Genomic DNA, 13,514 nt, shown 5'->3' on the forward strand with positions numbered 1-13,514 from the left:
CTCATTGTGGTGGGCGGTGGTGGGTGTGCCAATGTCGGGCCACGTCGGCACGTCGGGCGATCCACACGCGGTCGTGGGACTGCACGTGGTCGAGGAATCGCTCGAGCGCCGCGATGCGGGCCGGTCGGCCCACGATCCGGCAGTGCAGACCGATCGACAGCATGGCCGGCGCGCCGGCGAGGCCCTCGGTGTAGAGCACGTCGAAGGCGTCGCGCAGGTGTGCGAAGAAGTCCTCACCGGTCGAGAACCCCGACGACGACGAGAAGCGCATGTCGTTGGTGTCGAGGGTGTAGGGCACGACGAGGTGGTGCCCGGGGGCCCCGCCTGCGGGTGCGGGCGCCGGGACCCAGTACGGCAGATCGTCGGCGTAGCTGTCGGAGTCGTAGAGGAAACCGCCGTGGGCGATCACCAACGACCGGGTGTTCGGGGAGTCGCGGCCGGTGTACCAGCCGACGGGGGCCTGCCCGGTGATCTCGGTGAGCAGGTCGACCGCCTCGGCCATGTGCGCGCGTTCGATCTCGGGTGCGGTCTCCTGATAGTTGAGCCACCGCAGGCCGTGCGCGGCGATCTCGTGACCCCGCTCGACGAAGGCGTTCGCGACGTCGGTGTTGCGGGCCATCGCCTGGGCGACGGCGAACACCGTCAGCGGCAGCTCCCGACGGTCGAACGTCCGCAACACGCGCCACACCCCGGCGCGGGACCCGTACTCGTAGAGCGACTCCATGCTCATGTGGCGGTCGGGGTAGGCGGCCGGCGCGGCCATCTCGGAGAGGAAGGTCTCACTCGCCGGGTCGCCGTCGAGGACGTTGTTCTCCGAGCCCTCCTCGTAGTTCAGGACGAACGAGACGGCGATCGCGGCATCGTCGGGCCACCGCGGGTGGGGACGGTGCTCGCCGTACCCCACGAGGTCGCGGGGCAGGTTCTCGGACCGGTATCTCGACAGCGACACGCCCGTCATCCTCCCATCGTCGATGCGCCGGTGCACCGGGTCGGGTGCCGACGATATGCTGTGCCTACTACGCGCCATCGTTGACCGCGGCCGACGGCCGCGACACCGGTCATTACAAGGAGAACCCAGTGGCAAGCAGCGAGGTCGAGCACGCCGACACCCACTCCCACGAGGTCGAGGTCGTCGACACCGGGTGGGCCCACGAGCCGCCGGATGCCCCCTCGGCCCGTTTCGGATGGCACGGCGAGAGCCTGCCCGCGATGCGTATCGCCGGTTGGATCAGCGGCATCGCGCTGCTGGCGATGATCATCGGCAACCACCAGGGACACGTCGAGGACCTGTACCTGATCGGTTTCACCGCGGCACTGTGGTTTGTGCTGCTGCGCGACGTGTACCTGCGCCGCGGCAAGTGGCGTAACTGACCGCGCCGGTCTAGCCCTCGGCCGCCAGCTGACCGCAGGCGGCGGCGATCTCCTGCCCACGGGTGTCGCGCACGGTGCACGCCACTCCCCCGGCCACCACCCGTCGCACGAACTCCCGCTCGACCGACTTGGGTGCGGCATCCCATTCGCTGCCCGGTGTCGGGTTGAGCGGGATGACGTTCACGTGCACGAGCTGCCCGAGATGCTTGCGCAGTCGTTTCGCCAGGAGATCGGCGCGCCACGGTTGATCGTTGACGTCCTTGATGAGGGCGTACTCGATCGAGACGCGTCGACCCGAGGTGTCGGCGTAATACCTTGCGGCGGTGAGGACCTCGTCGACCGACCACCGGTTGTTGACCGGCACGAGCGTGTCGCGGAGTTCGTCGTCGGGGGTGTGTAGCGACACCGCGAGACGTACCTGCCACCCCTCGTCGGCCAGGCGTCGGATCGCCGGGGCCAGGCCCACCGTCGAGACGGTCACCGATCGCTGCGAGATGCCGAGACCGTCGGGGGCCGGCGAGATGATCCGCGACACCGCGTCGCGGACCCGGTTGTAGTTCGCGAGCGGTTCGCCCATCCCCATGAACACCACGTTCGACAGTCGGCGCGTGTCCGTGCGTCCGCCCGACAGCTCGCCGTCGGCGACCGCACGCGCCGCGGCGCGGACCTGGTCGACGATCTCGGCGGTCGACAGGTTGCGGTCGAGACCGCCCTGGCCGGTCGCGCAGAACGGGCACGCCATGCCGCAGCCCGCCTGCGACGAGACGCAGACCGTGGTGCGGTCGGAGTAGCCCATGAGCACCGACTCGAGCATCGTGCCGTCGTGCAGGCGCCACAGCGTCTTGCGCGTGGTGCCGTCGTCGCACGAGATGTGACGCACCGGGGTCATCAAGGTGGGGAACAGTTCCCGGCCGACCGACTCCCGGATCGACGCCGGGAGATCGGTCATCTCCTCGGGGTCGGCGCACAGCCGTGTGTAGTACTGCCGGGCGAGCTGATCGGCGCGGAACGCCGGCAGACCCAGCTTCGCCACCGCCTCGGCGCGCTGCGTGCGATCGAGGTCGGCGAGATGCGTCGGCGGCCGCCCCCGCTTCGGGGCGTCGAACACCAAGGGGAGCACCGGACCTGCCATGTGTCGACGGTCTCGCACTCCGGCCCGGAAATCCAATCGTGCGGCGGGTCGCGGCACCCAACGTCCGCCGCAGCGCGAGTCGACAGGCGATGATGGACCCATGACATACAACGAGCCGGTCGACGGCGATCCCACCCCCTCCTCCTCGGGTCTGCCTGCCGCCGATGCGGCCTCGGGCCCCGACCACGTCGAGGCCGACAAGCAGGCCGCGGTGAAGCAGGCCCTCAGCGACGTCCAGCACACCCGCACGAAGTCGGCGTGGGTCGGCATCATCGTGGGCGCCATCGTGCTCATCCTGCTGCTGGTGTTCATCGTGCAGAACCTCGACAGTCGGTCGATCCAGCTGTTCTTCTGGGAGGTCAACCTGCCGCAGGGCGTGAGCCTGCTCATCGCCGCGATCGCCGGAGCGCTCATCACCGCGGTCGTGGGTGGTGCGCGCATGTTCCAGGTGCGTCGCGCGGTGCGCAAGGTCTGAGGCCCGGATCGTCGCGTGTCGCGTCCGTCCGGGCGCGACACGCGGCGGTCGGTGTGCGGCTGTGGCGGACCGAACGGACTAGAGCAGGGCGCCGAGGATGGCCCACACCACGAACGCCGACGGCAGGATCGAGTCGAGTCGATCCATGATGCCGCCGTGGCCGGGGAGCAGCGTGCCCATGTCCTTGATCCCGAGGTCGCGCTTGACCTGTGACTCGACGAGGTCGCCCAGCGTCGCGCACACCACCAACACCGGCCCGAGGATCAGGCCGATCCACCAGTGGGCGTCGACCAGGTAGGTGACGACGAGCACGGCGCCGACCGTCCCGAACACGAGCGACCCCGCCATGCCCTCCCACGATTTCTTGGGTGAGATGGCGGGCACCATGGGGTGTTTGCCGAACAGGACGCCTGCGGTGTACCCACCCACGTCGGAGCACACCACCACGATCATGAGCGTCAGCACGCGCGCCCAACCGTGGCTCTGCAACACCATGGCGACGGCGAACGAGGCCAACAGCGGAAGCCACGCGAGGATCAGCACCGTCACGGCGAGATCGCGCAGATAGTTGACCGGCGCCGTGGTCCGGCCCTGCGACAACAACTTCCAGATCATCGCGACGAGGACCGTCGCCACGAACGACACCAGCGCGCCGGTGGCGCCGAAGGGCCACGCGGTCCACATGATCGCCTGGCCACCACCGATGAGCGGGATGATCCCCACGTCGTAGCCACCGGCGCGGACCCGCTTGGCGACCTCCCAGGTCGCCACTGCGATCGACACCGCCACCACCGGGATCCAGACCAGCGGCGCGAACACGAGGATCAGGATGACGCCGACACCGAGGCCGCCGCCGACGGCGATGGCCGCGGGCAGATCGCGGCCGGCCCGGGACTTCTTCTCCGGTTCCCCGGGCGACGGCGGGTCCGAGACAGACGGGTCCGGATGGGACGGGTCTGGATGGGACGGGTCTGGGGCGGCCGTCGGCCTCGCTTCACTCACACCCAGTCCTTGTCTGTCGTTCCGGTGGCTCCGCCACTGCTGGTCGTCCTCGGCCCCGGTCGCCGGCATGGCCGGTCGCCCTGTCGGGTCACACCTCGAGGAGTTCGCCCTCTTTGCGCGTCACCAGGTCGTCGACCTGCGCGACGTAGCCTGCGGTGGTCTTGTCGAGGTCCTTCTCGGCCCTGTTCACCTCGTCCTCGCCGGCCTCGCCGTCCTTCTGGATGCGCTTGAGCTCGTCGGCGGCCTTGCGACGGACGTTGCGGATGGAGATCTTCGCGTCCTCGCCCTTCGACTTCACCTGCTTCACCAGCTCGCGGCGACGCTCCTCGGTCAGCTGCGGGATGGCCACCCGGATGATGTTGCCGTCGTTGGTGGGGTTCACGCCGAGGTCGGAGTTGCGGATGGCGGTCTCGATCGCGTTCAGCGACGACGCCTCGTAGGGCTTGATGATGATCATCCGCGCCTCGGGGGCGGTGATCGACGAGACCTGCGTGATCGGCGTCATCGCACCGTAGTAGTCGATGACGATGCGGTTGAACATCGACGGGTTCGCGCGTCCGGTCCGGATCGACCCCATGTCGTCCTTGGCCACACCGACGGCTTTCTCCATCTTCTCCTCGGCGTCGAAGAGTGCTTCGTCGATCACGGTTTCGCCTCCGTTGTGTGCTCGCTGCGGGTCGCGCGATTCGTGCTGCTGTGGCTGGTGGTGATCACGTGGTGACCAGGGTTCCGATCTTCTCACCCGCCACCGCACGCGCGATGTTCCCCTCGCGCAACAGGTTGAACACCAGCATCGGCATCTTGTTGTCCATGCAGAGGCTGAACGCGGTGGAGTCGGCGACGGCGAGACCCTTCTCGATCACCTCGCGGTGGCTGATCTCGCTGTAGAGCGTCGCGTCGGGGTTCGTGCGCGGGTCGTCGGAGTAGACGCCGTCGACCGCCTTGGCCATCAGGACGACCTCGGCCTTGATCTCGAGCGCGCGCTGCGCGGCGGTGGTGTCGGTGGAGAAGTACGGCATGCCCATGCCGGCGCCGAAGATGACCACGCGCCCCTTCTCGAGGTGACGCTGGGCGCGCAGCGGGATGTAGGGCTCGGCCACCTGACCCATGGTGATCGCGGTCTGCACCCTGGTCACCACGCCCGACTTCTCCAGGAAGTCCTGCAGCGCAAGGCTGTTCATGACGGTGCCGAGCATGCCCATGTAGTCCGAGCGACTGCGCTCGAGTCCACGCTGCTGCAGTTCGGCGCCGCGGAAGAAGTTGCCGCCGCCGATCACGACCGCCACCTGCACGCCACTGCGGACGACCTCGGAGATCTGGGCGGCCACGGTGGAGACCACATCGGGATCGAGCCCGACCTTGCCGCCGCCGAACATCTCACCGCCGAGTTTGAGGACCACGCGACGGAAACCGGGGCGCGCTCCCCCGTCGATCTCGGTCACATCATGCCTTCCGCTCACCGCTCACCGGACCGGCGACCCGGGCCACCACGGGTGGCGTCGGAGGAGACCGGTTGTCGGCAGTAATCCTATGCGTACACGACAGGCCCCGGTGAGCGCGGTGCTCACCGGGGCCTGTCGTGGATCACGGTCGGGTCGGTCAGGCCTGTCCGACCTCGAAGCGCGAGAACGCGGTCACGGTGACGCCGGCCTCGTCGAGGACGGCCTTGACCGTCTTCTTCGAGTCCTGCACCGACGACTGGTCGATGAGCACGACGTCCTTGTAGAAGCCGTTGACGCGTCCCTCGACGATCTTGGGCAGCGCCTGCTCGGGCTTGCCCTCCTCGCGGGCGGTCTTCTCGGCGATGGACCGCTCGTTCTCGACGATGTCGGCGGGGACCTCGTCGCGGGTGGCGTAGCGGGCCTTGAGCGCGGCGACCTGCATGGCGGCACCGCGCGCGGCCTCAGCCGCCTCGGCACCGTCACCGGTGTACTGCACGAGGACGCCGACGGCCGGGGGGAGGTCCGAGGCACGCTTGTGGAGGTAGCTCGCGACGGGACCGTCGTAGGACACGACGCGACGCAGTTCGAGCTTCTCGCCGATCTTCGCCGACAGCGCGGCCACGGCCTCGGTGACGGTCTGATCGCCGAGCTTCGCCGCCCCGAGCGACTCCAGGTCGGTCGCCTTCTGCTCGGCGGCCGCGGTGACGACGGCGTCGGCGAGCTTCTGGAACTCGTCGTTCTTGGCCACGAAGTCGGTCTCGCAGTTGATCTCGATCATGACGCCGTCGCGGGTGGCGACGAGGCCTTCGGCGGTGGACCGCTCGGCGCGCTTGCCGACGTCCTTCGCGCCCTTGATGCGGAGCTGTTCGACGGCCTTGTCGAAGTCGCCGTCGTTGTCGGCGAGGGCGTTCTTGCAGTCGAGCATTCCCGAGCCCGTGAGCTCGCGGAGACGCTTGACATCGGCAGCGGTGTAGTTCGCCATGTGCGGCGAGCCTCCTTCATCGGTGTCGCGACGCCCACGCTCGGTGGCGCGTCGTCGCGTCGTGTGGTGCCGACGTCGTGTGACGCCGACGGGTGTCAGACGCGATTCGGGCGCCGGGCCTGGTGTGGCCCGACGCCCTCGTCGTCGCTCGAGCCCGAGGGCTCGATCGATCAGGCCTGTGCGGGCGCCTCGTCGGCGGCTGCGGGCGCCGCCTCGGTGGTGGCGGCCGGGGCGGTCGCCTCGACGGCCGGTGCCTCGGTGCCTGCGGCGGGGGTCGTCGCCTGGGTGAGCAGTTCCTGCTCCCACTCGGCGAGCGGCTCGCCCGCTCCGGCCTCGGGCTTGGTGTCGCCGGCGTTCTGTCCGGCACGAGCCTGGACGCCCTCGGCGACCGCCGAGGCGACGACGCGGGTCAGCAGCGCCGCGCTGCGGATGGCGTCGTCGTTACCCGGGATCGGGTAGTCGACCAGGTCGGGATCGCAGTTGGTGTCGAGGATCGCGATGACCGGGATGTTCAGTTTGCGGGCCTCGCCGACGGCGATGTGCTCCTTGTTGGTGTCCACGATCCACACGGCCGACGGCACGCGGGCCATGTCGCGGATACCGCCGAGGGTGCGGTCGAGCTTGGTCATCTCACGCGTGAGCATGAGGATTTCCTTCTTGGTGCGACCCTCGAAACCGCCGGTCTGCTCCATCGTCTCGAGCTCCTTGAGACGCAGGAGACGCTTGTGGACGGTGGAGAAATTGGTGAGCATGCCGCCGAGCCAGCGCTGGTTCACGTACGGCATGCCGACGCGGGTCGCCTCTGCGGCGATCGACTCCTGGGCCTGCTTCTTGGTGCCGACGAACAGGACGGTGCCGCCGTGGGCGACGGTCTCCTTGACGAACTCGTAGGCCTTGTCGATGTAGGTCAGCGTCTGCTGCAGATCGATGATGTAGATGCCGTTGCGATCGGTGAAGATGAATCGCTTCATCTTGGGATTCCAACGACGGGTCTGGTGCCCGAAATGAGCGCCGCTGTCCAGCAGCTGCTTCATGGTCACTACAGCCATGTGTGTGTTCTTCTTCCGTGTGCAGTTGGTCGTCGGGAACGTTGTGCGCCCGACCCTGACGCCTGGGTCCGGTCAGAACCGTGCGGATCGGGATCCGACGGACTGCCTGATCGGAGGTGTTCCGGGCGCGAGCCCCGCATGTGCGAGGTGCCACCCGGTGTCGCAGGCGTGCGAAGTCACCCCGCCGATGAGGACGGAGTGCGTCGTTCAGTGTACGCACGGGCCGCCCCGCCCACGAAATCGCTGATCGACGACGGAACCGCAGGTCGTCGGCCACCGTCTGAACCGGTGTGAGCACAGATGTCGCCGGAGACGACCCGGTCGCGAACCACACCGGACGTGCCGGGTCGTCGATGCGGGACGAGGGGTCGGCGACATCTGCGCTCGTCTCGTCGCGACGAGGCGCGTCGGCACCGTTCCGGACGTGGTTCACCACCGACCTGGGGAGGTCGGTGGTGGGTCTCGTGGCTCTGGTGGCGGTGCTCCTCGTGGCGATCCTCGCCGTGCCCGGGCCCGCGCGGGGCGAGGGGCTCACCCCGGGCGGGTACGGGTGGCCGCTGCGTCCGCGCCCCGAGGTGGTCCGGGGTTTCGATCCGCCGGCGAAGCGGTGGCTCGCGGGGCATCGCGGGGTCGATCTCGCCGCCGCGACCGGCGCACCGGTGTTCTCGGCCGGGTCGGGTGTGGTGCGTTTCGCCGGCGTGGTCGCCGGGAAGCCCGTGGTGTCGGTGATGCACCCCGACGGTGTCCTCACCACGTATGAACCGGTGGCCGCGACGGTGTCGGTGGGAACCGCGGTCGTGCGTGGGACACCGTTGGGAACCCTCGACGGGGTCCACCCCGGCTGCGCGGACGCGTGTCTGCACTGGGGTGCACGACGTGGATCGGGCTCGGCGGCCCGCTATCTGAACCCGTTGGCCCTGCTCGGGGTGGTCCGCGTCCGGCTCAAACCCGTCGGCGACGTCGTCGCAGCCACGCCGGTCGGCCCTCAGGCCCGGGGATGGGCCTGACGGTGGACGGCACGGAGACGCTCCACACCGACGTGGGTGTACAGCTGCGTGGTCGCCAGCGAGGAGTGCCCGAGGAGTTCCTGCACCACGCGCAGGTCGGCGCCACCCTCGAGCAGGTGGGTCGCCGCCGAGTGGCGCAGACCGTGGGGGCCGATGTCGGGCGCCCCGTCGACGGCGCGCGTGGCCGCATGGACCACGGTGCGCGCCATCCGGGGGTCGAGTCGCCCGCCCTTCGCCCCGAGCAACAGCGCCGATCCCGACGTCGGGCCCGCCAGCGCAGGGCGGCCCCGTGCGCGCCACGCGTCGAGCGCCGCCCCGGCGGGTGCGCCGAAGGGCACCGTGCGTTGCTTGTCGCCCTTGCCGACCACGCGGAGCACGCGGCGGCCGTCGTCGACGTCGTCGAGATCGAGACCACAGAGCTCCCCCACCCGGATACCGGTGGCGTAGAGGATCTCGAGGATCGCTGTGTCGCGCAGCATGATCGGGGTCGAGCCCGCCCGCCTGTCCCCGCTCGGCCCGCGCGCCACGGCTGCGACGTCGGGCTCGGGCCGGGCGGCGCCGGTCATCACGCTGCGAGCCTGATCCGGCGAGAGGACGGCCGGCAGGGTGCGATGGGCGCGGGGGGCCTGGAGCCGTGTTGCGGCGTCGTGGGGCATCACGCCTTCGCGGGCCGCCCAGGTGCAGAAGGTCTTCACCGACGACACCTGCCGCGCGATGGTGGTGCGGGCGGCACCGCGCCGCGTCGACTCGGCCAGCCAGGCGCGCAGCACCGCGAGGTCGATCTCGGCGAGCGACACCCGTCGTGCGCCGGCGAAGCTGACCAGCGCGCGCACGTCACCGACGTAGGCGCGGATCGTGTGCTCGCTGCTGCCCCGTTCGTAACGGAGGTACGACTCGAATTCGCCGAGTCGGGTCGAGGAGGTGCTCACGACGACCAGCCAACACCGCGGCCGGTGTGCAGCCCGGCCCTGACACGCTCATCGTGACCAAAGCGTTCCCGCCCGATCACCGGTTCACGAGGCGACGGTCGCGCTCTCCTCGGCCGCTCGCAGCTCGGCCTTCCATGCCCGGAAGCCCTCCTCGGTGCGTCCGCGACGCCAGTACCCGGAGATGGAGGCGCGCCGCGCCGACACACCGCGTTCGGAGCGGATGTAGCGCCGCAGGTTGTGCATGACGGCCTGCGCCTCGCCGTGGATGAAGACGTGCGGCTCCCCGTCGAGCCACGGGGCGTCGCGGACCGCGCGGATCAGTGGCGCGTTGTCGCCGGCCACGTCGTCGGCGGCGGTGTCGGAGCCCGCGCCGCGGTGGACCCAGGTGATCCGGGCGTCGTCCGGGGCGGCGAGTGCGATCTCGTCCTCGGGTCCGGCGACCTCGATGAAGGCGTGCGCGGTCGCGGTCGCCGGAAGCGCCTCGAGGGCCGCGGCGAGTGCGGGGAGTCCCGCCTCGTCGGAGGCGAGCAGGTGCCACGGCGCGTCGCGATCGGGGCGGTATCCGCTCCCGGGACCGAGGAAGCGCACGACGTCGCCGACCCGGGCCGAGGCGGCCCAGGGTCCGGCGATGCCCTCGGTGCCGTGGACGACGAAGTCGATGGCGATCTCGCGACGTTCGGGGTCGACCGATCGCACGGTGTAGGTCCGCAACACGGGTTGCTGCTCGGGACCGAACTCGGCGCGGATCCGCTCGAGGTCGTACGGGTCCGGGTAGGTCACGCCCGGGACTCCGAAGAGGATCTTGACGTAGGCGTCGGTGTCGTCGCTCGCGGCGAAGTCGGAGAAGCCCGGCCCACCGAGGCGGACCCGCATCATGTGCGGGGTGAGCCACTCGGTGTCGGTGACCTCCATGGTGTTCAGTCGCTTGGCCATACCGGCAAGCGTACACCTCGAATTAGGACACCCTAAGTTGCATCCGGGCGGGCGTCAGCCCGGTCCCTCGCGCATGCCCCACGGCTGCCCGTAGCCGCCCTCGGATTCCGGACGTGCCATCAACTCCAGGAACGGTGACGCCTCGAAGGCCTCGGGGCCGAGCACACCCGACCCTGTCCACGCCCCGGTGGCGAGCAGTTCCAGCGCGATGACCGGGCCGAGCGCGGTCTGCCAGACGACGCACTGTGTCCCGTACTCGCGCATGGTCCACTCGTTGTCGCTGACGTGATAGAGGTAGACCTCCCGCGCCACACCGTCTTTCGTCCCCGTGACCCACATCCCCGCGCACGTCTTGCCTGTCATCACCGGGCCGATCGTCGCAGGGTCGGGCAGCGCCGCCGCCACGACGTCGCGCGGCGACACCGACACCGGTCCGTCGGCCGAGCGCACCCGGATCGGCTCGGTCGCATCGAGTCCCAGGGTGTGCAGCGTCTGCAGGACGCCGATGAACTCGGCGCCCAGGCCGTACTTGAAGGTGACGCGGCGCGCGTCGAGCCATCGGGGCATGAGGAGCACCTCCTCGTGCTCGACGTTCACGCACTCGACCGGTCCGATGCCCTCGGGGAACACGAAGGTCTCGGGTTCGGAGAACGGCGCGGTCGTGAACCAGCCGCGGTCGCGCTCCCACACCACCGGCGGGTTGAGACATTCCTCGATGGTGGTCCAGATGGAGAATGACGGCGCGAACATCTCCGCACCGTTCTCGTCGCGGACGACGAGGTTCGCGCCGTCACGGGTGCCGAGTTCGTCGACGGTGTCGAACAGTTCGTCGCAGGCATATCGGGCGAAGACGTCGGACAGTCCCGGCTCGACGCCCATCCCGACGAGAGCCAGTCGGCCCGCGGCGACCCAGTCGTCGTGCGCGGCGAACTGCTGCTCCCCCAACATCACCCCGGTCCGGGTGTGTGGGTCGGTCGGGTGGGGTGTGCTGAGACTCATCGCCATGTCGAGGTAGTCGGCGCCGGCGGCCAGGGCGCCGGCGAACACGGTCGGCACGAAGGCGGGTTCCACGGCGTTCATGACGTGCGTCGCCCCGTGCTCGCGGGCGAGTGCGGCCACCGCGTCGGCGTCGGACGCGTCGATGCGCGCCGCGGTGAACCTGGTGGCCGCGATGTCGCCGTGCCGGTCGGTGATCGCCGCCACCGTGCGCTCCGCGCGGGCGAGGTCGTAGTCGGCGACGACGAGGTGGTCGAAGAAGTCGCGGCGGGCGGCGATCCTCGCGAGGGCGTCACCCACTCCACCGGCGCCGACCAGGAGGATGCGGATGCCCGGATGTGCCATACCTCAGCTTAGGTGGTCGCGGCCGCGCGCCACGGCGATGCTGTTGATCCAGGCATCCTGCAGCGCCAGGCCGGATTCGTACTCGCGGACCATACGCTCGCCCGACGGTGTACGGATGACGAGGAAGTGCCCGATCAGTGCGCTCGCATCGCCGAGACCCGCGGTGGCGATCTGGTGTCGGTAACTCGAGGCGATCCATCCGATGTCGCTCGGCCCGATCGCGACACGCACGATCTGTCGTGCCTGTCCCACGCTCTCGGCGACGCAGCCCTCGACGTCGAGGCCGACGGCGATTTCGCCGTCGGCGACGGCCGCGAGAACCGCGTCACGCGCGGCCAGTTCGCGGACGGCACGGTCGGCGAGCGGGAGCAGGCTCGGGGTCGACCCGGCGGCGATCGCGGTCAGGGCCGCAACCGCATCGGTCGCCTCGGTGCGCGTGAGGACACCCCGGTCGGTCTCGCGCAGGAACAGTTCGAACGCCTCGTGGTTGGAGTCGGGCAACGGCGCAGAGTCCATGACTCCTCCCTCCGCGAACGGTCATCGGACAACTGTGGGGAGCCTATCGCCGGCGACCGACGCTCGAGGGTTCCCGGCGCGACCGACCGTCATCGCCGCGGGAGGCTCCACGTCGCCCCGTCCGAGACCGCGCGCCCGTGCACCTCCATCCGCGCGAGAGTCGATCGCACACGGGTGATGTCGGCGTCGCACGCGGTCGCGATGTCGGCCGGGGTGACGCCGCCCCGCTTCCCGATCGCCGCCGCGACGCGTGTCTCGAACGGGTCGGTCTCACCGCGCTCGGCTGGAACGGAGGAGAGCGCATCCGAGCCGTCGGGCGAGACGAGTCGCTCCAGGGCGGCGACGTCGCCGACGAGCGCGGCGTCGCCGTCGCTGATCAGCGCGTGGCACCCCACCGACATCGCCGAGGTGGCCGGACCCGGCACGGCGCCGAGCGGGATGCCCAGCCGCCGCGCCCACGCGGCGGTGTTCTTCGCGCCGCTGCGGTGTCCGGCCTCGACGACCACGACCGCCTTCGACAGCGCCGCGACGAGCCGATTGCGCGCGAGGAACCGATGCCGCGACGCCCCCATGCCCGGCGGGTACTCGGTCACGACGGCTCCGTTCCGGGCGATCTCGTCGAACAGCAGTCCGTGGTCGGTCGGGTAGTCGATGTCGAGACCACACGCCATCACCGCGACGGTGTCACCGCGGGCGGCCAGCGCCGACCGGTGTGCGGCACTGTCGATGCCGTACGCGCCGCCGGAGATGACGCAGCGACCGTGGTCGACGAGCCCGGTGGCGAGGACCGCGGCCATCCGGGTGCCGTAGCCGCTGGCGGCACGCGAACCCACGAGGGCCACAGCGCGTTCCGACGATTTCGTTATCGAACCCGGGCCCCGTTTCCACAGCACGAGCGGCGGGCCTCCGCGCGCCGAGGTCTCGGCCGTGCTCAGGCCGTGCAGCGCCCACGCGGGCCAGTCCTCGTCGTCGGCGGTCATCAGTCGCCCGCCGAGTCTCTCGGCGACGAGGAGGTCGTGATCGGGGTCGACGAGATGATGGCGCGACGCCGTCGACCGCGCCACCGCCTGATGGCCCTCGGGGAAGCGTCGCGAGCGCACTGCCGCCGCGGCGTCGCGCACCCCGACCGCATCGACGAGCCGCGCGATCGATGCCGCGGGCGGCTCGGCCACACCGGCGAGATACGCCCACGCGCGCAGCTCCCGCGAGTCGATCACCGTCGGGGTCACGATGTGCGGATCGGTCGGGGCCGGCGGGGTCGGCGGGCGCGGCATCGTGTCGTCGACGAGGTCGTCGTCGGGCGAGCCGCCGACCGCGCCATCTGTTCTGACCATC

The 13,514-nt window shown here is 70.2% G+C and carries 15 protein-coding genes; 3 read left to right on the forward strand and 12 right to left on the reverse strand.

Annotated features, from left to right (window positions below; translation table 11 throughout):
- Window position 1: 1 nt before the first annotated feature.
- Window positions 2-958, reverse strand: a complete 957-nt coding sequence (puuE, locus tag ACQ7HM_RS20085) for an allantoinase PuuE (RefSeq protein ID WP_434218019.1) — start codon at window positions 956-958, stop codon at window positions 2-4.
- Between the two features lie 119 nt (window positions 959-1,077).
- Between puuE and ACQ7HM_RS20090 the strand changes: the two genes are divergently transcribed.
- Entirely contained in the window at window positions 1,078-1,371 is a 294-nt protein-coding gene (locus ACQ7HM_RS20090) for a DUF2631 domain-containing protein (protein ID WP_045822476.1), read from the forward strand.
- Between the two features lie 10 nt (window positions 1,372-1,381).
- Here the strand turns inward: ACQ7HM_RS20090 and rlmN are convergent, their stop codons facing one another.
- Entirely contained in the window at window positions 1,382-2,503 is a 1,122-nt protein-coding gene (gene rlmN / locus ACQ7HM_RS20095; RefSeq protein ID WP_434218020.1) for a 23S rRNA (adenine(2503)-C(2))-methyltransferase RlmN, read from the reverse strand.
- A 100-nt stretch (window positions 2,504-2,603) separates the two neighbouring features.
- Between rlmN and ACQ7HM_RS20100 the strand changes: the two genes are divergently transcribed.
- Complete coding sequence (locus ACQ7HM_RS20100; protein ID WP_434218021.1) at window positions 2,604-2,978, forward strand: LapA family protein; 375 nt, start codon at window positions 2,604-2,606, stop codon at window positions 2,976-2,978.
- Window positions 2,979-3,056: 78 nt separating this feature from the next.
- On the opposite strand, the gene ACQ7HM_RS20105 is transcribed toward ACQ7HM_RS20100, so the two are convergent.
- The 5 genes from ACQ7HM_RS20105 to rpsB form a co-directional block, all read right to left on the reverse strand.
- Window positions 3,057-3,980 carry a phosphatidate cytidylyltransferase gene (locus tag ACQ7HM_RS20105; protein ID WP_434218022.1) on the reverse strand — a complete coding sequence of 308 codons (924 nt, stop codon included), beginning with the start codon at window positions 3,978-3,980 and terminating at the stop codon, window positions 3,057-3,059.
- 88 nt (window positions 3,981-4,068) lie between these two features.
- Complete coding sequence (gene frr, locus ACQ7HM_RS20110) at window positions 4,069-4,626, reverse strand: ribosome recycling factor (protein ID WP_045822439.1); 558 nt, start codon at window positions 4,624-4,626, stop codon at window positions 4,069-4,071.
- Between the two features lie 64 nt (window positions 4,627-4,690).
- Complete coding sequence (pyrH, locus tag ACQ7HM_RS20115; RefSeq protein WP_434218023.1) at window positions 4,691-5,422, reverse strand: UMP kinase; 732 nt, start codon at window positions 5,420-5,422, stop codon at window positions 4,691-4,693.
- Between the two features lie 157 nt (window positions 5,423-5,579).
- Window positions 5,580-6,404: a translation elongation factor Ts gene (gene tsf, locus ACQ7HM_RS20120; RefSeq protein ID WP_434218024.1), complete on the reverse strand. Its 825-nt coding sequence runs from the start codon at window positions 6,402-6,404 to the stop codon at window positions 5,580-5,582.
- Window positions 6,405-6,574: 170 nt separating this feature from the next.
- Window positions 6,575-7,453: a 30S ribosomal protein S2 gene (gene rpsB / locus ACQ7HM_RS20125; RefSeq protein ID WP_434218025.1), complete on the reverse strand. Its 879-nt coding sequence runs from the start codon at window positions 7,451-7,453 to the stop codon at window positions 6,575-6,577.
- A gap of 488 nt (window positions 7,454-7,941) precedes the next feature.
- On the opposite strand from rpsB, the gene ACQ7HM_RS20130 reads away from it, so the two are divergent.
- Window positions 7,942-8,460, forward strand: coding sequence for a murein hydrolase activator EnvC family protein (locus tag ACQ7HM_RS20130; protein WP_434218143.1), 519 nt, complete (start codon window positions 7,942-7,944; stop codon window positions 8,458-8,460).
- Here ACQ7HM_RS20130 and ACQ7HM_RS20135 read toward each other — a convergent pair.
- From ACQ7HM_RS20135 to dprA, 5 genes are all read right to left on the reverse strand, one after another.
- On the reverse strand, window positions 8,439-9,389 hold the full coding sequence (locus ACQ7HM_RS20135; RefSeq protein ID WP_434218026.1) for a tyrosine recombinase XerC: 951 nt from the start codon (window positions 9,387-9,389) through the stop codon (window positions 8,439-8,441). The two genes, ACQ7HM_RS20130 and ACQ7HM_RS20135, sit on opposite strands and share 22 nt — an antisense overlap.
- Window positions 9,390-9,473: 84 nt before the next feature.
- On the reverse strand, window positions 9,474-10,322 hold the full coding sequence (locus tag ACQ7HM_RS20140; RefSeq protein WP_434218027.1) for a siderophore-interacting protein: 849 nt from the start codon (window positions 10,320-10,322) through the stop codon (window positions 9,474-9,476).
- Window positions 10,323-10,376: 54 nt separating this feature from the next.
- A complete protein-coding gene (locus ACQ7HM_RS20145; RefSeq protein ID WP_434218144.1) occupies window positions 10,377-11,648 on the reverse strand; it encodes a saccharopine dehydrogenase family protein in 1,272 nt (423 codons plus the stop codon).
- 18 nt (window positions 11,649-11,666) lie between these two features.
- Window positions 11,667-12,179, reverse strand: coding sequence for a hypothetical protein (locus tag ACQ7HM_RS20150; protein WP_434218028.1), 513 nt, complete (start codon window positions 12,177-12,179; stop codon window positions 11,667-11,669).
- Between the two features lie 89 nt (window positions 12,180-12,268).
- Window positions 12,269-13,513, reverse strand: coding sequence for a DNA-processing protein DprA (gene dprA, locus ACQ7HM_RS20155; RefSeq protein WP_434218029.1), 1,245 nt, complete (start codon window positions 13,511-13,513; stop codon window positions 12,269-12,271).
- Window position 13,514 lies beyond the last annotated feature (1 nt).

This window comes from Williamsia sp. MIQD14 (assembly GCF_051025635.1).
Lineage (GTDB): Bacteria > Actinomycetota > Actinomycetes > Mycobacteriales > Mycobacteriaceae > Williamsia_A.

Bases quoted from the DNA above. Each gene is read 5' to 3' on its own strand.
- puuE (WP_434218019.1), bottom strand. From the start codon at position 958: ATGACGGGCGTGTCGCTGTCGAGATACCGGTCCGAGAACCTGCCCCGC.
- rlmN (WP_434218020.1), bottom strand. From the start codon at position 2,503: ATGGCAGGTCCGGTGCTCCCCTTGGTGTTCGACGCCCCGAAGCGGGGG.
- ACQ7HM_RS20100 (WP_434218021.1), top strand. From the start codon at position 2,604: ATGACATACAACGAGCCGGTCGACGGCGATCCCACCCCCTCCTCCTCG.
- tsf (WP_434218024.1), bottom strand. From the start codon at position 6,404: ATGGCGAACTACACCGCTGCCGATGTCAAGCGTCTCCGCGAGCTCACG.
- rpsB (WP_434218025.1), bottom strand. From the start codon at position 7,453: ATGGCTGTAGTGACCATGAAGCAGCTGCTGGACAGCGGCGCTCATTTC.
- ACQ7HM_RS20140 (WP_434218027.1), bottom strand. From the start codon at position 10,322: ATGGCCAAGCGACTGAACACCATGGAGGTCACCGACACCGAGTGGCTC.
- ACQ7HM_RS20150 (WP_434218028.1), bottom strand. From the start codon at position 12,179: ATGGACTCTGCGCCGTTGCCCGACTCCAACCACGAGGCGTTCGAACTG.
- dprA (WP_434218029.1), bottom strand. From the start codon at position 13,513: ATGGTCAGAACAGATGGCGCGGTCGGCGGCTCGCCCGACGACGACCTC.